Here is a 23,866-nt window from a genome sequence, read left to right as displayed (position 1 = left end):
ATATTATGGCTAAAGGTAAATTTGAGCGTACCAAACCCCATGTCAACGTCGGCACAATTGGCCACGTGGACCATGGTAAAACAACATTAACAGCTGCAATCACAACGATTCTGACTAAGAAGTTCGGTGGTGAAGCTAAAGATTATGCAGCGATTGATTCAGCTCCTGAAGAAAGAGCTCGTGGTATTACGATTAATACTGCACACGTTGAATACGAAACTGAATCACGCCATTATGCTCACGTTGATTGCCCAGGCCACGCGGATTATGTAAAAAACATGATTACCGGCGCTGCTCAAATGGATGGTGCGATTCTTGTATGTTCTGCAGCTGACGGCCCAATGCCACAAACTCGTGAACACATCCTTTTATCACGCCAAGTGGGTGTGCCATACATCGTTGTATTCCTTAACAAAGCTGATATGGTGGATGACAAAGAATTACTCGAATTAGTCGAAATGGAAGTTCGTGACTTATTAAATAAATACGAATTCCCAGGTGACGACACTCCAATTATCATGGGCTCTGCTCTTAAAGCTCTTGAAGGTGACCAATCTGAGATTGGTGAGCCAGCAATTCTTAAACTTGCAGAAGCACTTGACTCTTACATCCCAACGCCAGAACGTGCAGTGGATGGTACCTTCTTGATGCCAGTAGAGGACGTGTTCTCTATCTCTGGTCGAGGCACTGTGGTGACTGGCCGTGTGGAGCGTGGCATTGTTAAAGTTAACGAAGAGATTGAAATCGTTGGTATTAAAGCAACTGAAAAAACAGTTTGTACTGGTGTAGAAATGTTCCGTAAGTTACTTGATGAAGGTCAAGCAGGCGACAACGTGGGTGTACTTTTAAGAGGTACAAAACGTGAAGATGTTGAACGTGGCCAAGTGCTTGCGAAACCAGGTTCAATTACACCACACACGAAATTTACTGCTGAAATTTACTGCTTAAGTAAAGATGAAGGCGGTCGACACACTCCGTTCTTCAATGGATATCGTCCGCAGTTCTATTTTAGAACAACAGACGTAACAGGCGCAGTGGAGTTACCAGAAGGAACAGAAATGGTAATGCCAGGCGATAACGTATCGATTACAGCAACATTAATTGCTCCGATCGCGATGGAAGAAGGCTTACGCTTCGCTATCCGTGAAGGTGGCCGTACCGTTGGTGCGGGTGTTGTTGCAAAGATTGTTGAGTAAAAAATAAAAATTAAAAAGCGCCTCACTTTTTGTGGGGCGTTCGTTCTTTGAAAGGTAAATGGAAATGCAAAACCAAAAAATTAGAATTAGATTAAAGGCTTTTGATTATAAGTTAATTGATCAATCAGCTCAGGAAATTGTTGATACAGCAAAACGTACTGGAGCTGTTGTTAAAGGACCTATTCCTTTACCTACGAAAAAAGAGAGATATGACTTACTTCGTTCACCGCACGTAAATAAAAAATCAAGAGATCAGTTTGAAATCCGTACTCATTTAAGATTAATGGACATTCTAGATCCAACTGATAAAACTGTAGACGCTCTAATGAAACTAGAACTGGCTGCAGGTGTGGATGTTGAAATCAAGTTGTAATATTTTAAGAGTTCTGTATAATTCACGCTCTTAATTGTAATAAAGCAGAAACTAATCAATTGTAATTAGTTTTTTTAATAATAATAAGATAAAGGAAAAGATCATGAGCTTAGGGCTTGTTGGTCGCAAAGTGGGGATGACTCGCTTATTTACTGAGGACGGAAACAGTGTTCCTGTCACAGTACTTGAGGTTGTTCCTAACAAAGTGACACAGATCAAAAAAATTGATGATAATGGCTATAATGGACTTCAAGTGTCCTATGGCAATTCAAAATCTTCAAAATTAAACAAGTCAATTAAAGGACACTTAGCTAAGGCTGGTGTTGATTCGATTGACGGACTCAAAGAATTCAGAGTTACTGGTGATGAATTAAATAACTTCCAATTAGGCGGCGAATTAAAAGTCTCAATTTTTGAGGCGGGCCAAAAAGTGGACATTACTGGTACTACAATTGGTAAGGGTTTCCAGGGCGGAATTAAACGCCATCACTTTCGCTCGCAGCGAGCAACACACGGTAACTCCATTTCACATAATGCTCCTGGTTCAACAGGTATGTGTCAAGATCCAGGCCGGGTTTTCAAAGGTAAGAAAATGGCTGGGCATTTGGGTGCAGTTACGAGAACAACGCAAAATCTTGAAGTGATTAGAGTAGATGAAAATAGAAATCTGATTATGATTAAGGGTGCAGTCCCTGGCTCTGCTGGTTCTAATGTAACAATCAAGCCTGCAGTAAAAGCAAAGGAGACTAAATAATGGATATTAAATTAGTCGATAACAAAGGTAAGGCATCTACAAAAAAAGTTAAGGCATCCGATGCTATTTTTGCTGCTGATTTTAAAGAATCATTAGTTCATCAATTAGTAGTGTCTTATATGGCGAATGCTCGTGTAGCAACCCGAGCTCAAAAAACAAGAGCTGAAGTTAAACACAGCACAAGAAAACCTTTTAGACAAAAGGGAACAGGTAATGCTCGTGCAGGTATGACTTCTAGCCCTATTTGGAGATCTGGTGGCCGTGCATTCCCAAATCGCCCTGATGAAAATTATTCTAAGAAAGTAAATAAAAAAGCTTATCGTGCAGGAATGAAATCTATCTTTTCTGAATTGGTTCGCCAAGATCGTCTTACGGTAGTTGAGGAATTCAAAGTGGATAAGCCAAAAACTAAGTCTTTCAACGAGCTAATTAAAAACTTTAATATTGAAAACAATGTTTTAGTAATCACGAATGAGTTTGATGAAAATTTATATTTATCATCAAGAAACATTCCGACAGCTCTTGTTGTGGAAGCTAGATATATCGATCCTGTAAGTCTTGTTCATTTCTCAAAAGTAATCGTTACTGAGCAAGCACTTAAAACTATTGAGGAGATGTTTGCATGAGTGAACTAACAATTAAAAACAGCCAAACACTTAATGCAGTTGTTGCTCCACAAATCACTGAAAAAGCAACTTATGTGGCTGATAAATTTAACCAAGTAGCGTTTAAAGTAAGAAAATCAGCAACCAAGGATCAAGTGAAAGAAGCAGTTGAATTAATGTTTAAAGTTGAAGTTACTGCAGTTAATCTTCTTAATATGAAGGGTAAAACTAAAAGACGTGGTAACAATTTTGGTAAACGCGCTGACTGGAAAAAAGCTTACGTATCACTTAAGCCTGGTCAAGAAATTAACTTTGTTGGAGATTAACGAATATGTCTATTTTAAAAGTTAAACCTACAACGCCAGGACAAAGAGGATTACAAAAAGTAGTGACTGATGGTTTACATAAAGGTAAACCACACGCTCCTCTGCTTGAAAAGAAAATTCAAAAGTCTGGAAGAAATAATAACGGTCGAATAACTGTTCGTCATCGTGGAGGTGGCCATAAACACCACATCCGTATTGTTGATTTTAAGCGTAACAAGCATGACATTCCTGCCAAAGTTGAACGTATTGAATACGATCCTAACAGAAGTTCACGCTTAGCTCTTTTGTGCTATGCCGATGGAGAAAGACGATACATTGTTGCTCCTCGTGGTCTTGATGTTGGAACAGAAATATTAACTGGTCAAGTTGCTCCAATTAAAACCGGTAACGCGATGCCAATTAAGAATATCCCTGTAGGTACAACTATTCATTGCGTCGAGCTTAAACCGGGTAAGGGTGCTCAAATTGCTCGATCAGCCGGAACATCTGTTCAGCTTTTAGCTAGAGAGGGTGAATATGCTCAGCTTCGTTTAAGATCGGGTGAAGTGAGAAAAGTCCACATTAATTGTATTGCAACAATTGGTGAAGTAGGAAACGATGAACACTCATTAAGAAAACTTGGAAAAGCTGGCGCTGTTCGATGGAGAGGCGTGAGACCGACTGTTCGAGGTGTTGTGATGAACCCAGTTGATCACCCACATGGCGGTGGTGAAGGACGAACTTCTGGTGGACGTCATCCAGTAAGTCCATGGGGTGTTCCAACGAAGGGATACAGAACTAGAAATAACAAACGTACTGATAACATGAGAGTTAGCCGCAGACCGGCTAATAAGAGGTAATTAATTATGTCAAGATCAATTAAAAAAGGACCTTTTGTTGATGCGCATCTATCCAAGAAAGTAGATGTTGCTCAAGAAACGAGAGATAGAAAACCAATTAAGACTTGGTCAAGAAGATCAATGATTTTACCTAGCTTTATCGGTTTAACCATTGCAGTTCACAACGGTAGACAACATGTTCCAGTATTAATCACGGAAAATATGGTTGGACATAAACTAGGTGAATTTGCTGCAACAAGAACTTTTAAAGGTCACTCCGGCGACAGGAAGGCGAAATAATTATGGCTACAAATGAAGTTTCTGCAATCTTAAGAGGTGTGAGAATTTCTCCTCAGAAAGCCCGCCTTGTTGCTGATCAGGTCCGAGGAAAAAAAGTTGATAATGCTTTAAACATTCTGACTTTTAGCCCAAAAAAAGGCGCTGAAATTATCAAGAAAGTTGTCGAATCTGCTATCGCCAACGCCGAAAATAATAATGGCGCTGATATCGACGAATTAAAAGTTAAAACCATCACTGTTGATAAAGGTATGGTTTTTAAAAGGATTCGAGCCCGCGCTAAAGGCCGTGCTGGAAGAATTATTAAACCAACATGTCACATTAAAGTGACAGTAGGAAGTTAAGAGAGAATTATGGGTCAAAAAATTAATCCAATTGGTTTTCGTTTAGGTGTTCAAAAGAACTGGTCGTCTAAATGGTTTACTAGCACTAAAAATTTCCCTGTATTTTTAAACAATGATATTAAAGTGAGAGAATTTTTAAATAAAAAGCTAGCTAATGCCGCGGTCAGTAAAATTATCATTGAGCGTCCAGCAAAAAATGCGAAAGTAACAATCATGACTGCCAGACCAGGTATTGTTATTGGTAAAAAAGGTGAGGATATTGAGAACCTTCGTTCAGACCTTCAAGGATTAATGGGAATTCCTGTTCAACTTAACATTGAAGAAGTTAGAAAACCTGAAATCGATGCTACTTTAATTGCTCAGAGTATTGCTCAACAACTTGAAAAACGTGTGCAGTTTAGAAGAGCTATGAAAAGAGCGATACAAAATGCTATGAGACTTGGTGCTCAGGGTATAAAAATCATGAGTTCTGGAAGACTAAATGGTATCGAAATTGCTAGATCAGAATGGTATCGCGAAGGAAGAGTACCACTTCATACATTGAGAGCGGATATTGATTATGGTGTAGCTAGAGCTCAAACACAATATGGAATTATTGGGATTAAAGTTTGGATTTATAAAGGTGAGGTGTTCCAAGACGATAAAGTTTCATCGCCGATTGCAAAAGATCGTGTTAGTGATTTACCGGCAGATGACAATAAACCAGCAAAAAAAGCAGCTAAACCTGCAACAAAGAAAACAACAGTAAAAGCTGCGACAAAGAAAACAACAGTAAAAGCTGCGACAAAGAAAACGGAAGTAAAAGAGGAACCTGTAGTCACAGATAAAGCTGACACCACAGAGTCTTCAAATGAAGATTCAAGCAAAGAGAATAACGAGGCTTAATTATGTTACAACCAGCAAAACAAAAATTTAGAAAACAACATAAAGGCAGAAATACTGGTATAGCAACTACTGGTAATAAAGTCAGTTTTGGTGAATTCGGTCTGAAAGCGGTTACTCGCGGACGAATTACAGCTCGTCAGATTGAGGCGGCTCGAAGAGTGATGACGAGACATATCAAGAGGGGCGGCCGCGTATGGATACGTATGTTCCCAGATAAGCCGATTTCAAAAAAACCTGCTGAGGTTCGAATGGGTAAAGGTAAAGGCAGCGTTGAGTATTATGTTGCTGAAATCAAACCTGGAAAAATGTTGTATGAAATGGATGGTGTACCTGAAGAATTAGCGAGAGAGGCCTTTAGGCTTGCAGCTGCTAAACTTCCAGTGCAAACAACATTTATAACAAGACACATTGGAGGTTAGTTGAATGAAAGCTGTTGAATTAAGAAAAAAATCTGTTGAAGATCTGGGTAAAGAGTTAATTGAATTGAGAAAAGCACAATTTAACGCAAAAATGCAATTAACAATGCAGCAGTCAAATAAAACTGATCAAATATCTAAAATTAAAAAAGATATTACTCGTATTAAACATGTAATGGCTGAAAAAGTGGAGGCTGAATAATGGTTGAAGCTCAAAAAAATATTAGAACTATGCAAGGTAAGGTTCTGAGTAACAAAATGGACAAGACTGTCACCGTACTAGTTGAGAGAACAGTAAAGCATCCGGTGGTTGGTAAAGTGATTAAACTGTCTAATAAATTTCATGCTCATGATGAAAAAAATGAAATTGGTGAAGGAGATTTAGTAGAAATTGCTGAATCCAAACCAATGTCAAAAACGAAAACATGGGTAGTTACAAAAGTTTTATCAAAAGCGCCGCAGATTAATTAATACTTGTTTTTTACAAGCAAATATTATAAAATTTGCGTCTTTTTTTAAGTGGTGCATGCTAGCACCCCAATACTGACCGTAAAAGCAGTTAGTTAGACTGGGTTGAAATAGCGGATTAAGTTGGAGAATATTTCATGATACAAATGCAATCAAAATTAGAGGTTGCCGATAACACTGGTGCACGTTCCGTTCAGTGCATTAAGGTTCTTGGTGGTTCAAAACGCCGTTATGCTAGCGTTGGAGACATTATTAAAGTCAGTGTCAAAGAAGCTATGCCTCGAGGAAGAGTTAAAAAGGGTGAAGTCTACGATGCAGTTGTTGTTCGTACAGCCAAAGGTGTAAGAAGACCTGATGGCTCCTTAATTAAATTCGATGGTAATGCAGCTGTTTTATTAAACAATAAATTAGAGCCTATTGGCACACGTATTTTCGGTCCTGTTACAAGAGAACTAAGAACAGAAAAGTTTATGAAAATTGTTTCATTAGCACCGGAAGTTATATAAGGAGTAAACAGTGAATAAGATTCGTAAAGGCGACAAAGTGTTCATTAATACAGGTAAAGATAAAGGGAAAGATGGTATTGTTTCTTCAATTCTTGCGAATGGCAAGGTTTTGGTAGAAGGTATCAACATGGTAAAAAAACATGTTTCTCCCAATCCAAATCTAGGTGTTCAAGGTGGTATTGTTAGTCAAGAACGTCCACTCGACATCTCTAACGTGGCTATTCTCAATAGTAAGACTAACAAGGCCGATAAGGTTATTTTTAAAACTCTGAAGGATGGGAAGAAGATCAGGGTATTTAAATCAAACGATGAAGCGATTGACGTTTAAGGATAAGATATGGCTCGTTTAAAAAAATATTATGAAGAAACAGTTGTTAAGCAATTAATGGATCAATTTAATTACAAATCAGTAATGGAAGTTCCTAGGATTGAAAAAATTACACTTAACATGGGTGTAGGCGAAGCTGTTGCTGACAAAAAAGTAATGGAAAATGCGGTTAGTGATTTAGAAAAAATTGCTGGTCAAAAACCTTTAGTTACTAAAGCAAAAAAATCAATTGCTGGTTTTAAGATCCGTGATGATTATCCTGTGGGTTGCAAGGTAACACTCCGTAAAAATAACATGTATACATTTTTAGATCGCCTTATTTCAATAGCAATTCCACGAATTAGAGACTTTAGAGGAATTTCTGCTAAATCTTTTGATGGAAGAGGCAATTACAACATGGGTATCAAAGAACAAATCATCTTTCCTGAAATTGAATATGACAAAATCGATGCGTTGAGAGGAATGAATATTACTATAACAACTTCAGCTAAAACTGACGATGAAGCCAAGGGTTTATTGTCAGCATTTAGTTTTCCATTTAGAGGGTAACACGAATATGGCTAAAAAATGTATGACAGAACGTGAAATCAAGCGCCGCAAGATGGTTGATAAATTTAAGACTAAACGCGCTGAATTAAATGAAATTATTAAAAGCTCAAAATCTACTATCGAGCAAAAAATTGAGGCTCGAGCTAAATTGGCATCACTACCAAAAAATTCTAGCCCAGTAAGATTGAGAAATAGATGTGCTTTAACTGGTAGACCACGCGGCACTTTTAGAAAGTTTGGAATCGCACGTGGAAAACTTAGAGATTTAATGATGGCGGGAGAAGTTCCTGGCGTCATTAAAGCGAGTTGGTAGGAGAACATTATGAGTATGCATGACCCTATAGCAGATATGTTGACAAGAATTAGGAACGGACAAATGACTAATAAAGTTCATGTTTCTATGCCAGCATCAAAATTAAAAAAGTCTATTGCCGAAGTTCTTAAGGATGAAGGTTATATTGAAGACTTCAGTACCAGTGAAAATAATGGCAAACCAACATTGACCGTTGAGTTGAAATATTATGCTGGACGACCAGTGATTGAAAAAATAGAGAGAATTAGTAAACCTGGTTTGAGAATTTATAAAGGGGCCGAAAACCTTCCTAAAGTAATGAATGGTTTGGGTGTTGCTATTGTAACTACCTCTAAAGGCGTAATGACAGATATTAAAGCAAGATCTGCCGGTATCGGTGGCGAGATTCTCTGCTACGTTTCATAAGGAGAATAATATGTCAAGAATAGCTAATTCGCCAGTCAATATTCCGGAAAAGGTTGAGGTTGTTATATCTCAAGATAATGTTCTTGTTAAAGGTCCATTAGGAGAATTAAGTCAGTCATTAACAGGTGATGTGAAAATTAACAAAGAAGACAATGTCCTGACATTTCAAGTTAATAATGAATCAAAATTTGCTAAGTCAATGTCAGGAACTTTGAGATCATTAGTGAATAACATGGTAACTGGGGTATCAGCCGGATTTGAAAAGAAACTTACATTAATCGGTGTTGGATACAAAGCTCAAGTCCAAGGCAATAAAGTCAACTTGGATTTAGGTTTCTCGCATCAAATCATTCATGACCTTCCTGAAGGCATAACTGCTCAGGCAGCATCTCCAACAGAACTTGTTATCAAGGGTCCTAACAAGCAAGTTGTTGGTCAAGTTGCTGCTGAGATTAGACGCTATAGACCACCAGAGCCATATAAAGGCAAAGGTGTCCGTTATGCTGATGAGCATGTTGTTATGAAAGAAGCTAAGAAACAATAAGGATTAATTATGGTTAATAAAGAACAATCAAGAATCAGAAGATCAAGAAAGACTAGAGCTAAGATTGCAGAATTAGGTCGTACAAGATTGACCGTTTATCGGTCTAACTTGAACATTTATGCGCAAGTTATAGATGGAGCAACCAATAAGGTCCTTGCTAGCGCGTCTACAGTTGAAGCGGATATGAGAAAAAAACTAAAAAAGACAAGTGACATTGCTGCTGCAGCTGAGATAGGAAAAAGAATTGCTGAGAAAGCTAAAAAAGCAGGCATTGAAGATGTTGCTTTTGATCGCTCCGGATACAGATATCACGGAAGAATAAAGGCTCTAGCTGATGCAGCTAGAGAAAACGGACTTAAATTCTAAAATATTAGGAAATAAACTATGGCTCAAGATCAAGGATTACAACAACAAACAGACGGTCTTAAAGAAAAGATGATCACAGTTAATCGTGTCACCAAGGTTGTTAAAGGTGGTCGTATTATGAGTTTTGCCGCATTAACGGTTGTTGGTGATGGTGATGGATCAATCGGAATGGGTAAGGGTAAAGCTCGTGAGGTTCCATTAGCAGTGCAAAAAGCAATGGAAGAAGCTAAAAGAGGTATGTTAAAGGTTAATCTTACTAAAACTGGCACTCTTCAGCATGCGGTTATTGGTAAACATGGTGCTGCAAAAGTTTTGATTCAACCAGCTACTGAAGGTACAGGAATAATTGCGGGTGGGGCGATGCGAGCAATTTTTGAAGTGATGGGAATGCATAACGTTACTGCTAAAAGCTTTGGATCATCAAACCCATACAATATTGTTCGAGCAACACTAAATGGTTTAGCAAATATGAATACACCATCTGAGATTGCAGCTAAACGCGGAAAAACAGTTGAAGAAATTAGAGGTTGATTAAAATGGCTAAGGATAAAACAATCAAAGTAACGCAAGTAAAAAGTACTATTGGGGCAGGTAAAAAACACACTGCAACCATCAAAGGTTTAGGCTTGAGAAAAATCAATCATACTGTTGAATTAGTTGATAGCCCGGAAGTAAGAGGCATGATTAATTCAGTTAATTATTTATTAAGAGTAGAGAATTAATATGAAACTTAATACACTTAAACCATCAGAAGGATCAAATCCATCAGCTAAAAGGGTTGGAAGGGGTATAGGATCTGGGTTTGGTAAAACCGCAGGCCGTGGTCATAAGGGCCAAAAATCTAGAGCGGGCGGTTCTGTGGCTGTAGGTTTTGAAGGTGGTCAAATGCCAATTCAAAGAAGGCTCCCAAAGAGAGGTTTCAAATCATTGCAAAAAGATTACAAGGACCAAATTAGAACATCCGAGTTAAATAAACTTCCTGCTGGAAAAATTGATTTATTAACTCTTAAAAAAGAAAATCTTGTTTCTGAGTTAGCTTTGTCAGTAAAAATATTTTTATCCGGTGAAGTTAAAAATAAATACACCATTTCTGGCCTAGGTGTTACTAAGGGAGCTAAAGAAGCGATTGAGGCTGCCGGTGGGAAAATAGAATCCTAAGATAATGGCACAAAATCCTTTAAATTTTAGCGGTATGTCAGAGTTAAAGAGTAGAATTTTATTCCTATTAGGTGCTCTTATTGTTTTTCGTCTTGGCGCACATATCCCTGTTCCAGGGATTGATCCTCTAGAATTAAAGAAATTATTTGACAGTCAAAGTGGCGGCATTTTAGGCATGTTTAATATGTTTTCTGGCGGAGCTCTAAGTAGGTTTACTGTATTTGCTTTAGGAATAATGCCTTATATTTCAGCTTCAATCATTATGAATCTTCTGCAAGCAATGTCCCCCGCTTTAAAAGAATTAAAAAAAGAAGGAAAAAGTGGACAAGAAAAAATTGCCAAATATACAATTCAAGGTACATTAGTGCTCGCAGCATTTCAATCACTTGGTATTTCTGTGGCACTGGAAGCGCAACCTGGCCTAGTTCTTGATCCTGGTTTTATGTTTCGTATTACTGCTATGCTGACATTGGTTACTGGAACAATGTTCCTAGTATGGCTCGGAACCCAGATTACATCTCGTGGAATAGGAAATGGTATTTCCATGATTATTTTTGCTGGAATTGTTGCTGGACTACCGAGCGCTCTTGGAAACACCTTAGAACTTGCTAGAACAGGCGCTTATTCAATTCCATTGGTGTTTTTCTTGATTGCTGCAGTAGTGCTTGTCACTGCGATAGTGGTTTTCATTGAAAGAGCTCAGAGAAGAATCACTATTAACTATGCTAAGAGGCAGGTCGGTAACAAACTTTATGGTGGTCAGTCATCTCATTTGCCTCTTAAAATTAATCAAGCTGGAGTAATTCCAGCAATTTTTGCATCAAGTGTAATTCTTTTCCCTGCTACAATCGCTGGGTGGTTTGGATCAAATGAAAGTTTCTTTTGGTTAAAAGATATTTCTGCACTGTTGTCGCCCGGTCAACCAATTTATATTTTTCTGTTTGCTGTTGCTATTGTCTTTTTCTGTTATTTTTACACTGCTCTTCAGTTCAATCCTAAGGAAACTGCTGACAATTTAAAAAGAGCAGGTGCTTTTGTTCCTGGTATAAGACCAGGAGAGCAAACAGCAAAATTTATTGACACCATAATGGGTAGATTAACGCTTGTCGGTGCAATATATATTACTTTGGTTTGTTTGTTTCCTGAGTTTTTAATTTTAAAGTTTAATACCCCATTTTATTTTGGTGGAACGTCATTGTTGATTATTGTAGTTGTTGCAATGGATTTTATGACGCAAGTGCAATCACAAATGATGTCCTATCAATATGATAGTTTACTTAAAAAAGCAAACTTCCGTGGACAACAAGGAATGATAAGGTAATGGCTAAAGAAGATATCATAGAAATGCAGGGCGAAATTTTAGAAAACCTACCGAATGCAACTTTTAAAGTTAAGTTAGAAAATGGACATGAGGTATTAGGTTTTATATCCGGCAAGATGCGCATGAACTACATACGAATACTTCCCGGAGATAAAGTTACAGTTGAGATGACGCCTTATGATTTAACTAAAGGCAGAATTACTTTTAGAGAGAAGTAAAAAATAGAGTAAATAAGGAAAGATTATGAGAGTGAGAGCATCAGTAAAAGCATTGTGTAGACACTGCAAAGTTATTCGAAGAAGAAGAGTTGTTCGAGTAATTTGTAAGGACCCTCGTCATAAACAAAGACAAGGTTAACTAATTGTATATTCACACAAAAATTGATATAATTTACGGCTTTATTTTTAGTAAATTGCCTAATATTTTGGAGAAATTATGGCTCGTATAGCAGGTGTAAACGTACCAGATAATAAGCATGCAGATATAGCATTAACAGCTATTTATGGTATTGGAAGAACAACGGCGCAAAACATTTGTAAATCTGTTGGCGTTGATGCGGCAACTAAAATCAAAGATTTAGATGATGCTGCTGTTGAAAAATTAAGAAATGAGATTGCAAAATATCAGATTGAAGGTGACCTAAGAAGAGAAGTTACCATGAATATCAAGCGCCTCATGGATCTTAATTGCTATAGAGGCCAAAGACACAGAAGAGGGCTGCCTGTTAGAGGTCAAAGAACAAAAACAAATGCACGTACCAGAAAAGGTCCGATCCGTGCTATTAAAAAATAAAGGCTAAATTGATATGGCAAAATCTAATACTAGAGTAAAGAAAAAAATTAAAAAGAACGTTGCTGAAGGCATAGCTCACGTTCATGCATCATTTAATAATACAATTATTACTATAACTGATAGGCAAGGTAATGCTTTATCTTGGGCTACTTCAGGTGGAGCTGGGTTTAAAGGCTCTAGAAAAAGTACACCATTTGCTGCGCAGGTAGCAGCAGAAGCAGCTGGAAAAGCTGCTCAAGAGTATGGAGTGAAAAATGTTGAAGTTCGAATCAAAGGCCCTGGCCCAGGAAGAGAATCTTCAGTTCGCGCACTCAATTCAATAGGGTTGAAGATTACAGCGATTCAAGACGTTACACCAGTTCCTCATAACGGCTGTAGACCACCTAAGAAAAGAAGAATTTAAGGAGATTAAAGTTGGCAAGAAACCTAGATCCAAAATGTAAACAATGCCGCAGAGAAGGTGAAAAGCTTTTTCTGAAGGGTGAAAAATGCTTCACTGACAAATGCGGAATTGAAAAAAGAAGTTACCCACCTGGCCAACACGGTCAAAGACGAGGTGGAAGATTGTCTGACTACGGCGTCCAATTACGTGAAAAACAAAAATTAAGAAAAATATACGGCATTTTAGAAAAACAATTCCGTTCATATTATGCAGAAGCAGATCGTTTAAAAGGCGTTACAGGTGAAAACCTATTGCAACTTTTAGAATCCAGACTAGATAACGTTGTTTACAGAATGGGAATTGGAGTATCTAGATCTGAATCTAGACAGCTTGTGAGGCATAATTCAATTACCGTTAATGGTAATAGAGTAAATATCCCGTCATATCAAGTTAAACCTGGTGATCAGGTTGCAGTTGCAGAAGCTTCTAAAAATCAGTTAAGAGTTAAAGCAGCAACTGAGGCTGCCGATGAAAGAGGTTTCCCTGAATGGGTTGAGTTCGATGTTAAAAAACTAACTGGAACATTTAAAAATAAACCACAAAGAGATGATTTACCACCAACAATTAACGAATCTTTAATTGTTGAATTGTATTCAAAATAAGCTAAATATTTTATAAGGATTTTTATGCAAAATAGTCCAACAGAGTACTTAAAACCTCGAATTGTTGAAGTTGATTTAGTTAATCCAAATAGAGCAAAGGTAGTTCTTGAGCCGATGGAACGTGGCTTTGGTTTTACATTAGGCAATGCATTAAGGAGAGTTTTGCTCTCTTCTATTCCTGGTTTTGCTATTACAGAAGTAAAAATTGATGGCGTAGTTCACGAATACTCAACAATTGATGGTGTTCAAGAAGATGTGGTGGATATCTTATTAAACTTAAAAAAAGTTGCACTTAAAATTCATGACGGTGCAGAAGCAACAATTCACTTAAAAAAAGACTCTGAAGGTGAAGTGACCGCAGCTGATTTCGAGCTTCCTCATAACGTTGAGATTGTTAATAAAGATTTAGTAATTGCAAATGTTAACAAAGGTGGCAATCTTAATATTGAAGCTAAAGTTGAAATGGGACGTGGCTATCAACCTGTTCCTCAGCGTATCAATAAAGATCAGGATAATGTAATTGGTCACTTAATGATTGACGCTTCTTTTAGCCCTATTGTTAAAGTGAGTTATTTGGTTGAAAGTGCTCGCGTTGAACAAAGAACAGATCTTGATAAGTTAATTATGGATGTTGAAACTAACGGTGTAGTTGATGCAGAACAAGCTATCAGAGATGCCGCTAGAATTCTAATGGGTCAATTATCTGTTTTTGCAAATTTAGAAAGTGAATTAACTGAGGTTGAAGTTCAGCAAGCACCTCAAATTGATCCTGTTCTTTTAAGACCTGTGGATGATCTTGAATTAACAGTTCGCTCAGCTAATTGCTTGAAAGCAGAAAATATTTATTACATAGGTGATTTAATTCAAAGACAGGAGAACGACCTCTTAAAAGCACCAAATCTTGGTAGAAAATCACTCAATGAAATTAAAGATATATTAGCTACTAAAGGCTTATCGCTTGGTATGAAAGTCGACAATTGGCCACCACAAGGTATTGAAACTAACTAAATTTTGGAAATATTATGAGACACGGAAACAGTCATAGAAAATTAAATCGAACAAGTAGTCATCGTAAAGCTATGTTTAAAAATATGGCTGCATCTTTACTTGCTAACGAAGTTATTAGAACAACACTTCCAAAAGCTAAAGAGCTTCGCAAGTATGCGGAACCATTAATTACGTTAGCAAAAGAGAGTTCTGTTCATAACCAGAGAAAAGCTTTTGCTCAATTAAGAAATGATGAGGTAGTTGCAAAATTATTTGCTGAATTAGGCCCAAGATATAAAACGCGTAATGGCGGTTATTTAAGAATATTAAAATGTGGTTTTAGAAAAGGTGATAATGCACCAATGGCCTTTGTTGAGCTTGTGGATAGACCATTAGTAGCTGAGAAAGTTGACGACGCTCCAGCAGCTGAGAAAAAAGCAGCTAAACCAGCAGCTGAGAAAAAAGCAGCTAAACCAGCAGCTGAGAAAAAAGCAGCTAAACCAGCAGCTGAGAAAAAAGCAGCTAAACCAGCAGCTGAGAAAAAATAAATAAATCTACTTATTTTTCGATAAAAGCCGGTAATGCCGGCTTTTTTTTTGTAATTAATGTTTTGATTATTTAGATAAATAAATCATAATTAAATTAAAACTCTATGGATCCAAAAAATAAAGAAAATTTAAGCAAGCTACTAAAGGATGTTAACGGTCTTCTAGGGAAAAACAAGATCGTAGAGGATTTAGTTGATAAGCAAGAAATGCCAAAACAGAAGTTAATTAAAAATTTGGTACAAAAGCAGAATCTATCATCTTTAGGCAAACTTCTTAACTCTCTTCACTCAGCTGATGTTGCCTTTATTCTAGAATCATTGCCCTTAGATGATAGGTTGATTGTATGGGATCTTGTTAGAGCGGATAGAGACGGTGAAATTCTTCTGGAAGTTTCGGATAGTGTTCGTCAAACACTGATTGCCGATATGGACAGTACGGAGTTATTAGCCGCTGCTGAACAGCTTGACACTGATGAAATTGCAGATATTGCAGCCGATCTTCCAGAAGATGTCCTTCAAGACCTTCTGCAAAGTTTAGATAGTAATAATAGAGAAAGACTAGAATCAGCTTTATCTTACCCTGAGGAGCAAGTTGGGGCTTTAATGGACTTTGATATAGTAACGATAAGAGATGATATTTCATTGGAAGTGGCTCTAAGATATCTAAGAAAGATAAAAAAACTTCCAGAGCTCACCGATAAATTATTTGTTGTAAATCGATTGCAAAAAATTTTAGGAGTGCTTTCCTTAAAAAAAATAGTCGTGAATGAGCCTGAATTGATGGTGAAAGATGTAATGGCTCAGGATGCTGTTTTATTTAAGGATACTGATGACGCTGCGGAGGCTGCAAAAGCATTTGAGAGATATGACCTTGTAACAGCTCCTGTTGTTAATGATCAAAATAAATTAGTTGGAAGAATTACAGTGGATGCTGTGATGGATTATATTCGTGAAGAAACTGATAACAATGCATTATCTATGGTTGGTTTACGAGAAGGCGAGGATATCTTCTCTTCTATTTGGAAATCAGTAAGAAATAGATGGGCATGGTTGGCAATTAATCTAATCACTGCCTTAATTGCATCCAGAGTAATTGGTGTTTTTGAAGGTTCAATTGAAAAAGTAGTTGCCCTGGCTGCATTAATGCCTATTGTTGCAGGAGTTGGAGGAAACTCTGGCAATCAAACAACAACAATGATTGTGAGAGCGATTGCACTTGGGCAAGTGTCTGTAAGTCATTTGCGGCAATTATTATTCAAAGAGATTGGTGTAGCAATACTTAATGGGATTTTATGGGGAGGTGTCCTTGGATTTATCGCATTCTATCTTTACGGAAATTCAAGCTTGGCTATAGTTATGACAACCGCAATGACTTTAAATTTAATTCTTGCAGCTATAATGGGTGTTATGATACCTTTCACATTAAGTAAGTCAGGCAGAGATCCAGCAGTTGGATCGAGTGTTTTAATTACAGCTATGACCGACAGTGGGGGATTTTTTATTTTCCTGGGTCTAGCAACATTAATATTAATTTAATTTTATGAATTTTCAATTATCTAGTTTTGACGATTATTTAAATTTTTATACATTAATTGAATTTTTAATTCTTTTATCCTCGCTCTTGTTATCTTATTACTTTGTTGCTGATAATTTAAAAAGACTTGTATCTAATAAAGCAAAATCAAAAATTTTAAAAGATGGTCTGGTAAGGATATTATTTCCACTATGCTCAATAATATTAATAGGTATTGCACAAACAATAACATCATTATTCTTTGTACAAGGATTGTTGTTGTTTGCCCAGAAACTACTGATTGCTCTTTTGATTATAAGGACATCTGTTTACTTGGTTCGATTTTTAACAAATCAAAACTCCATAGTTCGCTCGCTTGAAAACTTAATTTCAATAATAATTTGGGTTCTTTTCCTCTTGCAGATATTAGGAATACTTCCTCAAATTATTGATGCGCTAGATAGCATTACATTTAAAATAGGGGAGCAAAAATTATCACTTTTAGTTATGATTCAAGCAGTTTTTGCAATTTTTATAGCTATTTTAATTGCTATGATAATAAGCAGGTTTATTGAAAAAAAATTATTAACAACTTCACAACTCGACCCCAATGCTCGAGTAATGTTAGGAAAAGTTTTTCGAATATTTTTATATTTTATCGCGGTTGTAGTTTCATTATCATCCATTGGAATTAACCTTACTTTCCTGAGTGTTCTTGGAGGTGCATTTGGAGTCGGCCTAGCTTTTGGGCTTCAAAAAATAGCTAGTAACTATGTTTGTGGATTTATTATATTAATGGATAAATCAATCCATATAGGTGATATTTTGCTTGTTGGTGAACACTATGGTGTAGTTACTCTAATCCGTTCTAGATATACTGTCTTAAGGAAATTAGATGGTATTGAGGTAATCATACCAAACGAGACTTTGATATCAGAAAATATTATCAATCACTCGTTTTCTGATCGTAAAGCTAGAATATCGATTGAAGTGCAAATTAGCTATAAGTCTTCAGTGGATAAAGCTTTTGAAATCATGTTGAATGCAGCAAAATCTGAAAAGAGAGTTTTAAAAGATCCAGAACCTGCAACATATTTGAGAGGATTTGGTGATAGCGGTATTGATTTGTTGTTATCTTTTTATATTGTTGATCCTGAAGAGGGCTCTTGGGGTCTTAAATCTGATATAAATCGTAAGATTTGGAAGAAATTTCAAGAGGAAGGTATCGAAATACCTTACCCTTATAGAACAGTTGAGATTGTTAACAAAGAAAAATTATAGAAGTATTATTTAATTTTATTTTCTTTGTAAATGACGTGTTTCCTAGCTTTTGGATCAAATTTCTTAATCTCCATTTTATCAGGCGTATTTTTTTTGTTTTTGGTCGTTGTGTAGAAGTGACCAGTACCAGCGGTAGATTCTAATTTGATTTTCTCTCTCATACTTTTTTACCTTCAGCTTTCATTTTAGCTATCACTGCATCAATACCTAGCTTATCAATAGTTCTTAATGCTGCATTAGTTATTTTTAAAGAAACCCAACGATTTTCACTTTCAACCCAAAACTTTTTATTTTGAAGGTTTGGCATAAAACGACGCTTAGTTCTGTTATTTGCATGCGAAACGTTGTTTCCGCTTACTGGTTTCTTGCCTGTAACTTGACATTCTTTTGCCATAATAAAACTCTTAACTTAATTTTGAAAGATCGATATTAAACCATAAAATGGGCCTAAAACCAAGTGTTTTTTAGTTCTTACCAGTGCTTCCAAAGCCTCCCGATCCTCTGTCGGTTGCCTCAAAATCTTTCACTATATTTAAATTAGCCTGCATGACTGGAACAATAATCATTTGCGCGATGCGATCAAGAGGATTGACGGTGAAATTTTCACTAGATCTATTCCAACATGACACCATTAATTCACCCTGATAATCAGAATCAATCAAACCTACTAAATTACCTAGAACGATACCATGTTTGTGGCCTAAGCCTGATCTCGGCAAAATACAGGCAGCATAGTCAGGATTTTTTAAGAACATTGCAAACCCGGTTGGAATTAAAGCTGTTTCTCCAGGTTTAATTGTTATTTCCTCATTGATGCAGGCCCTCAAATCCAAGCCAGCAGAACCTATTGATCCATAATCTGGCAGATGGTCTTTGATCATTTTATTGATAATTTTAATATCTACATTAATTTTCATTGGTTTTAAACCTGTCGCAAATTTCAGCAAGAATGCTGTTCGCTAAAAGTTTTTTTTCCATTTTGGGTAGAATTTTTTCTTGTTTCTTGTCCAGAATAATCACTTCAGCTGTATCTTCACCCATAGTTTTTTGGAGCTCATTGGCGATGATCATATCTAGGTTTTTTTCAACCAATTTTTGTTTAGCATAGTTAATTAAATTATTACTTTCTGCCGCAAATCCTACACAAAAAAGATTTGGAAATAATTTTTTTGTCGACTTTAAGATATCACTTGTTTTAACTAATTTTAAGTTAAGGACATTTTCATCTTTTTTGATTTTACCTGGAAAAACATGATCTGCTTTGTAATCTGAAACAGCGGCAACACTAATAAAAATATCATGTCTTGATGCCTCATTAAGCACACTTTGTTCCATCTCCTTATGATTATTTGCTTCAACTATCTTAATTCCTTTATGTGGCAACACTTCTGTTTTACCTTTAATTAGAGTTACTTGTGCGCCTTGGGCAAAAGCTTCGTTGGCTATTGAAATACCCATTTTCCCAGAGCTATGATTGGTAATCGTTCGTGCATCATCGATATTTTCAGAGGTTGCGCCCGCTGATATTAAAATTCTTAGATCTTTTAGTTTTGAGTTTGATAAAAACCGGTTAAGATTAATTAATATATCTTGTGGTTCAGTAAGTCTCCCAAGGCCCGTTTCCCCGCATGCTTGATTACCTATTTCAGGACCAATAAAAGCTACTCCATCATTTTTCAATTGCTCTATATTTCTTAGGTTTGGAGGGTTCATGAACATATAGGTATTCATTGCAGGACAAATAACAAGGTTACAATTTCTTGCAGCACAAATATTTGTTAGAAGATCATCACAGATACCCTGATTTATTTTTGCAATAAAATTAGCAGTTGCTGGTGCAATAAGAATAAGATCAGCATTCCTTGAAACATGAATATGCTCCATCGTTTCATTCGAATTAGTGGTCCAAAAATCCTCATTGGTGAGAACCTTGTTGTTTGTTATTGCTTGAAAAGTAAGGGGCGTAATGAACTTTTTAGCTGCATCAGTCATTACCACTTGAACATTGATATTACTTTTAACTAGCAGACGTGCCAGCTCAGCAGATTTATATGCGGCAATACCACCGGAAACACCAAGTATAATAGTTTTTTGCATCTAAATATTATAACAAAAATGCCTACAATTATTGGTCTTGATGGATGTTCGGCGGGCTGGGTGTCTGCATCAAAAAATTTAAAAACTAGCAAGGTTGAATTAAGATTAATTGACCGCCTTGAGCAAATTAATCAAATATATGATGAGCCTAAAATAATTGCAATTGATATGCCCGTGATTTTACAGAACGGACCTCGTTCTGTTGATCAAAAAGCAAGAAAATTACTGGGGAGGAGAGCATCTACGATCTTTAGTGCTCCAGCCAAGAATGTTTTGGTTAAAAATGATTATACTTTAGCTTCATCAGAAAACTTTAAACTTACTGGAAAAAAACTAAGCGTCCAAAGCTTTAATTTATTCCCTAAAATACGTGAGGTCCAAAGTTTTTTGAAGAACCATCCTCAAATCAATATTTTTGAATCACACCCCGAGTTAGCTTTTATGAATTTAAATAACAATCAAGTTTTGTCCCAAAAGAAGAAAGATAAAGAAGGTTTTGAAATAAGAGTGAAATTGATAAATAAAAGATTTAAAAATTTTAGCTTTGATAGATACAGAGCGCTCTATCCCAAAAAATTTGTTAAGGATGATGATATTTTAGATGCATTTGTGACTTTGCATGTAGGTTTAAAGCTATATAATAAATCTTCAGAAATGATAGTGGATGATGATTTAAAAAAAATGTCTATTAGTTTTTAAATGAAAAAAATAATTTGGTTTCTAATTAGTATTGCCGGAGCTATTGCCTTCTCTTTTATTGCTCTGGCTCGTGATGAGTCGATCAATGCAATCTGGTTTATTATTGCCGCTGTTTGTATTTATCTCATTGCTTATCGATTTTATGCTGCATGGATCGCTGCGAAAGCTCTTGTGATCGATTCTAGTAAGATTACTCCCTCAGTTAGAAATAATGATGGCAAGGATTTCATCCCCACTGACAAGTGGATTGTCTTTGGCCACCATTTTGCTGCTATTGCCGGTCCAGGCCCATTAGTCGGCCCAACCCTGGCTGCACAATTTGGTTATCTGCCTGGGACAATTTGGATTTTGGTTGGTGGTGTCCTCGGCGGGGCTGTTCAGGACATGTCCGTATTATTCTTCTCAATTAGAAAGAATGGAAAAAGTCTGGGGCAAATGGCGCGGGATGAGTTAAGCAAACTTGCTGGAATAGCATCTCAGTTGGGTACCTTTGTGATAATGATAATTCTTATTGCTGTGCTTGGTTTAGTTGTTGTTAACGCAATGAAGCATAGTCCATGGGCTACATCTACAGTAGCTGCCACCATCCCGATAGCGATTCTTATCGGACTTTATTTAAAAAACATTAGACCAGGCCGAGTCCTAGAAGCAACAGGTATAGGAATTTTTCTTCTCTTATGCGCAGTTTACTATGGAGGAGAGATTGATCAATCTGAATCTCTCAGAGGCTTTTTTGATCATGATGGTTTAACCCTTGCCTACGCAGTTATTATCTACGGTTTTTGTGCCGCTGTACTTCCTGTTTGGCTTCTTCTTGCACCCAGAGATTACTTGTCGACATTTGTAAAATTAGGCACAGTTATTTTTCTTGCTATATCTATTGTTATCATAAGACCTGAAATAAATATGCCTGCCGTTACACAGTTTGTTGATGGTTCGGGGCCAATCTTTGGTGGTTCGCTCTTTCCGTTTGTTTTTATTACGATTGCCTGTGGTGCGATTTCAGGTTTTCATGCTTTAATTTCATCAGGTACAACACCAAAACTAATAACAAATGAAAAATATATTCCCATGATAGGTTATGGTGGTATGTTGCTTGAGAGTTTTGTGGCCATTATGGCCATTGTCGCAGCCTGTGTTTTAGAGCCTGGTGTTTATTTTGCAATTAATAGTCCTCCAGGAATTGTAGGTGCAACGGTAGCAGAAACGATTGAAACTATTAACAGTTGGGGCTTTAGTGTAACTCTGGAGCAAATGCAACAATTAGCTGACGATGTTGGGGAAAGCACCTTATTTGCTAGAACGGGTGGAGCACCATCTCTGGCTGTTGGCATGGCAACTATTTTTGCTGAGGCCTTTGGTCAGCATTTGTTAGCCATGTGGTATCACTTTGCCATCATGTTTGAAGCCGTTTTTATTTTAACTACTTTAGATGCTGGAACGCGGGTTGGACGCTTCATGCTTCAAGATATCTTAGGAAACTACTATAAACCCCTTGGCAACCATTCATCGGTCACTTCGAATATCTTAACAAGTTCATTTGTTGTTTTATGCTGGGGTTATTTTTTGTATATCGGTGTGATTGATCCTAATGGCGGAGTGAATATTTTATGGCCTTTATTTGGGATTGCAAATCAAATGCTGGCTGCGATAGCATTATGTGTAGTCACTGCTATGATCCTAAAATATAGAAATAAAATTTATGCCTTAATTACTGGGATTCCGCTCATATGGTTGTTAGTGATCACAACGACGGCAGCCTTTGAGAAGATTTTTAGTAGCGATGTAAGAGTTGGGTTTTTATCTGCAGCAAAAAATATAGAAAATCAAATCATGAGTAATTCTTCAAATATTGACATTAATGTATTGCAACAATTATCTTTTAATCTTCATCTTAATGTGGTGATTGTTTCCATATTAGTGGTCATCTTATGGATTGTGGTGTTTGATGTTTTCAAGCTTATTTTTTGGAGAAAACATAGTGAAAAAACTATTTAAGAATATTTTTTACTTCTTGAAAGAATTGGCTGGGGAGAATCATTACCAAAGATACCTCAAAGATGCTCAGAACAGGCACGCACCCCGTAAACTAATGACCCAAAAAGAATTTTATCTCCATCAAATTGAAAAAAAATGGAATAAGATTAATCGTTGTTGCTAGGTTTAATGAGATAAATACCGACAAGTACCATTGGAATGCAAAGTATTTGCCCAAAACTGAAGAAATTTATAAGTAAACCAATATGAGAATCAGGCTCTCTAAAGAACTCAGCAACAATCCTAAAGAAGCCATAAAAAATCAAAAATAATCCAGAAATATAGCCAATCTTTCTTTGTTTGCTAGATATTGCCCAGAGTATTAAGAAGAGTAGTATCCCTTCAAGGAAAAATTGATATAACTGAGAGGGGTGTCTAGGAATGCTATCAACGTTGGGAAAGATCATTGCCCATGCGATATCTGTTGGGCGACCCCACAGTTCTTGATTTATGAAGTTACCTAATCTTCCTAAACCCAAACCCAGTGGAACAAGGGGAGCTACAAAATCAGTTAACTCTAACCATTTTTTTTTATATCGATTTGCAATAAAGATTAATGCACCAATTACGCCCAATAAACCTCCGTGAAAAGACATTCCACCTTGCCAGACTGCAAAAATCTCAAATGGGTTTGAAAAAAAATACACTGGTTGATAGAATAAAATGTATCCTAGACGTCCACCTAAAACGACGCCCAGCGCGCCATAGAAGAATAAATCGTCAAGGATTTTCTCATTTAAATTGCTTGGGTTTGGATGATTTTTGATTTTATATTTTCCAAGCTGGATAAATAAAATAAAAGCAAAGAAATACATTAATCCGTACCAGTGGACTTTAATTATTCCAAGATCCACAGCAATAGGATTTATTTCTGGGTAGTTAACCATCGTCATATTA

The 23,866-nt window shown here is 36.7% G+C and carries 39 protein-coding genes and 1 pseudogene; 35 read left to right on the top strand and 5 right to left on the bottom strand.

Translation table 11 applies throughout. The features are described 5' to 3' along the window. Positions 1-5: 5 nt before the first annotated feature. The 32 genes and pseudogenes from tuf to QFA95_RS05780 all read left to right on the top strand — a co-directional run bounded on the left by tuf (position 6) and on the right by QFA95_RS05780 (position 18,136). A complete protein-coding gene (tuf, locus tag QFA95_RS05935) occupies positions 6-1,196 on the top strand; it encodes an elongation factor Tu (RefSeq protein ID WP_486462610.1) in 1,191 nt (396 codons plus the stop codon). A gap of 64 nt (positions 1,197-1,260) precedes the next feature. Next, positions 1,261-1,569: a 30S ribosomal protein S10 gene (gene rpsJ, locus QFA95_RS05930; protein ID WP_486462609.1), complete on the top strand. Its 309-nt coding sequence runs from the start codon at positions 1,261-1,263 to the stop codon at positions 1,567-1,569. Between the two features lie 103 nt (positions 1,570-1,672). Continuing rightward, positions 1,673-2,323 carry a 50S ribosomal protein L3 gene (gene rplC, locus QFA95_RS05925; RefSeq protein WP_486462608.1) on the top strand — a complete coding sequence of 217 codons (651 nt, stop codon included), beginning with the start codon at positions 1,673-1,675 and terminating at the stop codon, positions 2,321-2,323. Beyond that, positions 2,323-2,949, top strand: a complete 627-nt coding sequence (gene rplD / locus QFA95_RS05920) for a 50S ribosomal protein L4 (protein ID WP_486462607.1) — start codon at positions 2,323-2,325, stop codon at positions 2,947-2,949. The genes rplC and rplD overlap by 1 nt, the downstream gene beginning before the upstream one ends. Next, positions 2,946-3,254 (top strand): 50S ribosomal protein L23, encoded by a 309-nt coding sequence (rplW, locus tag QFA95_RS05915; RefSeq protein WP_486462606.1) that lies wholly within the window; start codon positions 2,946-2,948, stop codon positions 3,252-3,254. Before rplD ends, rplW begins: the two co-directional genes overlap by 4 nt. 5 nt (positions 3,255-3,259) lie before the next feature. Further along, complete coding sequence (gene rplB, locus QFA95_RS05910; protein WP_486462605.1) at positions 3,260-4,093, top strand: 50S ribosomal protein L2; 834 nt, start codon at positions 3,260-3,262, stop codon at positions 4,091-4,093. A 6-nt stretch (positions 4,094-4,099) separates the two neighbouring features. Continuing rightward, positions 4,100-4,372, top strand: coding sequence for a 30S ribosomal protein S19 (gene rpsS, locus QFA95_RS05905; RefSeq protein WP_486462604.1), 273 nt, complete (start codon positions 4,100-4,102; stop codon positions 4,370-4,372). Between the two features lie 2 nt (positions 4,373-4,374). Continuing rightward, the gene (rplV, locus tag QFA95_RS05900; RefSeq protein ID WP_009852646.1) at positions 4,375-4,713 is read left to right on the top strand and encodes a 50S ribosomal protein L22; all 339 of its coding nucleotides are present in this window, start codon (positions 4,375-4,377) and stop codon (positions 4,711-4,713) included. Positions 4,714-4,722: 9 nt separating this feature from the next. After that, on the top strand, positions 4,723-5,598 hold the full coding sequence (gene rpsC, locus QFA95_RS05895; RefSeq protein ID WP_486462603.1) for a 30S ribosomal protein S3: 876 nt from the start codon (positions 4,723-4,725) through the stop codon (positions 5,596-5,598). 2 nt (positions 5,599-5,600) lie between these two features. Next, a complete protein-coding gene (gene rplP, locus QFA95_RS05890; RefSeq protein WP_486462602.1) occupies positions 5,601-6,017 on the top strand; it encodes a 50S ribosomal protein L16 in 417 nt (138 codons plus the stop codon). A gap of 4 nt (positions 6,018-6,021) precedes the next feature. Continuing rightward, a complete protein-coding gene (gene rpmC / locus QFA95_RS05885; RefSeq protein WP_486462601.1) occupies positions 6,022-6,216 on the top strand; it encodes a 50S ribosomal protein L29 in 195 nt (64 codons plus the stop codon). Continuing rightward, complete coding sequence (rpsQ, locus tag QFA95_RS05880; protein ID WP_486462600.1) at positions 6,216-6,485, top strand: 30S ribosomal protein S17; 270 nt, start codon at positions 6,216-6,218, stop codon at positions 6,483-6,485. Before rpmC ends, rpsQ begins: the two co-directional genes overlap by 1 nt. A gap of 134 nt (positions 6,486-6,619) precedes the next feature. Next, a complete protein-coding gene (gene rplN / locus QFA95_RS05875; RefSeq protein ID WP_009852193.1) occupies positions 6,620-6,988 on the top strand; it encodes a 50S ribosomal protein L14 in 369 nt (122 codons plus the stop codon). Between the two features lie 10 nt (positions 6,989-6,998). Continuing rightward, positions 6,999-7,316: a 50S ribosomal protein L24 gene (gene rplX / locus QFA95_RS05870; RefSeq protein WP_486462599.1), complete on the top strand. Its 318-nt coding sequence runs from the start codon at positions 6,999-7,001 to the stop codon at positions 7,314-7,316. A 9-nt stretch (positions 7,317-7,325) separates the two neighbouring features. Beyond that, positions 7,326-7,865, top strand: coding sequence for a 50S ribosomal protein L5 (gene rplE, locus QFA95_RS05865; protein ID WP_486462598.1), 540 nt, complete (start codon positions 7,326-7,328; stop codon positions 7,863-7,865). Positions 7,866-7,872: 7 nt separating this feature from the next. Further along, the gene (gene rpsN / locus QFA95_RS05860; protein ID WP_486462597.1) at positions 7,873-8,178 is read left to right on the top strand and encodes a 30S ribosomal protein S14; all 306 of its coding nucleotides are present in this window, start codon (positions 7,873-7,875) and stop codon (positions 8,176-8,178) included. Positions 8,179-8,187: 9 nt separating this feature from the next. Further along, positions 8,188-8,583 (top strand): 30S ribosomal protein S8, encoded by a 396-nt coding sequence (gene rpsH, locus QFA95_RS05855; RefSeq protein ID WP_040872433.1) that lies wholly within the window; start codon positions 8,188-8,190, stop codon positions 8,581-8,583. A 10-nt stretch (positions 8,584-8,593) separates the two neighbouring features. Then, entirely contained in the window at positions 8,594-9,127 is a 534-nt protein-coding gene (gene rplF, locus QFA95_RS05850) for a 50S ribosomal protein L6 (protein ID WP_486462596.1), read from the top strand. 9 nt (positions 9,128-9,136) lie between these two features. Further along, positions 9,137-9,493, top strand: a complete 357-nt coding sequence (gene rplR / locus QFA95_RS05845; protein ID WP_486462595.1) for a 50S ribosomal protein L18 — start codon at positions 9,137-9,139, stop codon at positions 9,491-9,493. Positions 9,494-9,511: 18 nt separating this feature from the next. Further along, complete coding sequence (gene rpsE / locus QFA95_RS05840) at positions 9,512-10,024, top strand: 30S ribosomal protein S5 (protein ID WP_486462594.1); 513 nt, start codon at positions 9,512-9,514, stop codon at positions 10,022-10,024. A 5-nt stretch (positions 10,025-10,029) separates the two neighbouring features. Beyond that, positions 10,030-10,215, top strand: a complete 186-nt coding sequence (rpmD, locus tag QFA95_RS05835) for a 50S ribosomal protein L30 (protein ID WP_486462593.1) — start codon at positions 10,030-10,032, stop codon at positions 10,213-10,215. Position 10,216: 1 nt separating this feature from the next. Further along, positions 10,217-10,651 carry a 50S ribosomal protein L15 gene (gene rplO / locus QFA95_RS05830; protein ID WP_486462592.1) on the top strand — a complete coding sequence of 145 codons (435 nt, stop codon included), beginning with the start codon at positions 10,217-10,219 and terminating at the stop codon, positions 10,649-10,651. A 4-nt stretch (positions 10,652-10,655) separates the two neighbouring features. Continuing rightward, positions 10,656-11,972 carry a preprotein translocase subunit SecY gene (gene secY, locus QFA95_RS05825; protein WP_486462591.1) on the top strand — a complete coding sequence of 439 codons (1,317 nt, stop codon included), beginning with the start codon at positions 10,656-10,658 and terminating at the stop codon, positions 11,970-11,972. Next, positions 11,972-12,190, top strand: coding sequence for a translation initiation factor IF-1 (gene infA / locus QFA95_RS05820; RefSeq protein WP_009852171.1), 219 nt, complete (start codon positions 11,972-11,974; stop codon positions 12,188-12,190). Before secY ends, infA begins: the two co-directional genes overlap by 1 nt. A 25-nt stretch (positions 12,191-12,215) precedes the next feature. Further along, complete coding sequence (gene rpmJ, locus QFA95_RS05815; RefSeq protein ID WP_082133082.1) at positions 12,216-12,329, top strand: 50S ribosomal protein L36; 114 nt, start codon at positions 12,216-12,218, stop codon at positions 12,327-12,329. 78 nt (positions 12,330-12,407) lie between these two features. Further along, positions 12,408-12,764 carry a 30S ribosomal protein S13 gene (gene rpsM / locus QFA95_RS05810; RefSeq protein ID WP_009852482.1) on the top strand — a complete coding sequence of 119 codons (357 nt, stop codon included), beginning with the start codon at positions 12,408-12,410 and terminating at the stop codon, positions 12,762-12,764. Between the two features lie 13 nt (positions 12,765-12,777). Continuing rightward, a complete protein-coding gene (gene rpsK / locus QFA95_RS05805; protein ID WP_009852742.1) occupies positions 12,778-13,167 on the top strand; it encodes a 30S ribosomal protein S11 in 390 nt (129 codons plus the stop codon). An 11-nt stretch (positions 13,168-13,178) separates the two neighbouring features. Further along, positions 13,179-13,808, top strand: coding sequence for a 30S ribosomal protein S4 (gene rpsD, locus QFA95_RS05800; protein WP_486462590.1), 630 nt, complete (start codon positions 13,179-13,181; stop codon positions 13,806-13,808). A 24-nt stretch (positions 13,809-13,832) separates the two neighbouring features. Continuing rightward, positions 13,833-14,816 (top strand): DNA-directed RNA polymerase subunit alpha, encoded by a 984-nt coding sequence (locus tag QFA95_RS05795; protein WP_486462589.1) that lies wholly within the window; start codon positions 13,833-13,835, stop codon positions 14,814-14,816. Between the two features lie 14 nt (positions 14,817-14,830). After that, positions 14,831-15,187: pseudogene (rplQ, locus tag QFA95_RS05790) on the top strand (50S ribosomal protein L17); the annotation flags it as partial. 260 nt (positions 15,188-15,447) lie between these two features. Next, a complete protein-coding gene (gene mgtE, locus QFA95_RS05785; protein ID WP_486462588.1) occupies positions 15,448-16,878 on the top strand; it encodes a magnesium transporter in 1,431 nt (476 codons plus the stop codon). Between the two features lie 4 nt (positions 16,879-16,882). Continuing rightward, the gene (locus QFA95_RS05780) at positions 16,883-18,136 is read left to right on the top strand and encodes a mechanosensitive ion channel family protein (protein ID WP_486462587.1); all 1,254 of its coding nucleotides are present in this window, start codon (positions 16,883-16,885) and stop codon (positions 18,134-18,136) included. 5 nt (positions 18,137-18,141) lie between these two features. Here the strand turns inward: QFA95_RS05780 and rpmG are convergent, their stop codons facing one another. The 4 genes from rpmG to coaBC form a co-directional block, all read right to left on the bottom strand. Next, positions 18,142-18,297: a 50S ribosomal protein L33 gene (gene rpmG, locus QFA95_RS05775; protein ID WP_486462586.1), complete on the bottom strand. Its 156-nt coding sequence runs from the start codon at positions 18,295-18,297 to the stop codon at positions 18,142-18,144. Beyond that, positions 18,294-18,530 (bottom strand): 50S ribosomal protein L28, encoded by a 237-nt coding sequence (gene rpmB, locus QFA95_RS05770; RefSeq protein WP_040872432.1) that lies wholly within the window; start codon positions 18,528-18,530, stop codon positions 18,294-18,296. Before rpmB ends, rpmG begins: the two co-directional genes overlap by 4 nt. Positions 18,531-18,600: 70 nt before the next feature. Continuing rightward, a complete protein-coding gene (dut, locus tag QFA95_RS05765) occupies positions 18,601-19,053 on the bottom strand; it encodes a dUTP diphosphatase (RefSeq protein WP_486462585.1) in 453 nt (150 codons plus the stop codon). Continuing rightward, on the bottom strand, positions 19,043-20,233 hold the full coding sequence (gene coaBC / locus QFA95_RS05760) for a bifunctional phosphopantothenoylcysteine decarboxylase/phosphopantothenate--cysteine ligase CoaBC (protein ID WP_486462584.1): 1,191 nt from the start codon (positions 20,231-20,233) through the stop codon (positions 19,043-19,045). Before coaBC ends, dut begins: the two co-directional genes overlap by 11 nt. Before the next feature lie 18 nt (positions 20,234-20,251). On the opposite strand from coaBC, the gene QFA95_RS05755 reads away from it, so the two are divergent. The 3 genes from QFA95_RS05755 to QFA95_RS05745 are packed head-to-tail and all read left to right on the top strand — an operon-like array spanning position 20,252 to position 23,093. After that, complete coding sequence (locus QFA95_RS05755; RefSeq protein ID WP_486462583.1) at positions 20,252-20,932, top strand: DUF429 domain-containing protein; 681 nt, start codon at positions 20,252-20,254, stop codon at positions 20,930-20,932. Continuing rightward, complete coding sequence (locus QFA95_RS05750; RefSeq protein ID WP_486462582.1) at positions 20,933-22,930, top strand: carbon starvation CstA family protein; 1,998 nt, start codon at positions 20,933-20,935, stop codon at positions 22,928-22,930. It begins immediately after the preceding gene. Beyond that, positions 22,881-23,093 (top strand): CstA-like transporter-associated (seleno)protein, encoded by a 213-nt coding sequence (locus QFA95_RS05745; protein ID WP_486462581.1) that lies wholly within the window; start codon positions 22,881-22,883, stop codon positions 23,091-23,093. Before QFA95_RS05750 ends, QFA95_RS05745 begins: the two co-directional genes overlap by 50 nt. Here QFA95_RS05745 and lgt read toward each other — a convergent pair. Continuing rightward, entirely contained in the window at positions 23,077-23,856 is a 780-nt protein-coding gene (gene lgt / locus QFA95_RS05740) for a prolipoprotein diacylglyceryl transferase (RefSeq protein ID WP_486462580.1), read from the bottom strand. The genes QFA95_RS05745 and lgt overlap by 17 nt on opposite strands. Positions 23,857-23,866 lie beyond the last annotated feature (10 nt).

Source organism: Candidatus Methylolitoribacter marinus (assembly GCF_051853155.1).
Lineage (GTDB): Bacteria > Pseudomonadota > Gammaproteobacteria > Burkholderiales > Methylophilaceae > BACL14.
Note: the sequence above shows the minus strand (reverse complement) of the source record. Positions and strands in the feature narration are given on the sequence as shown.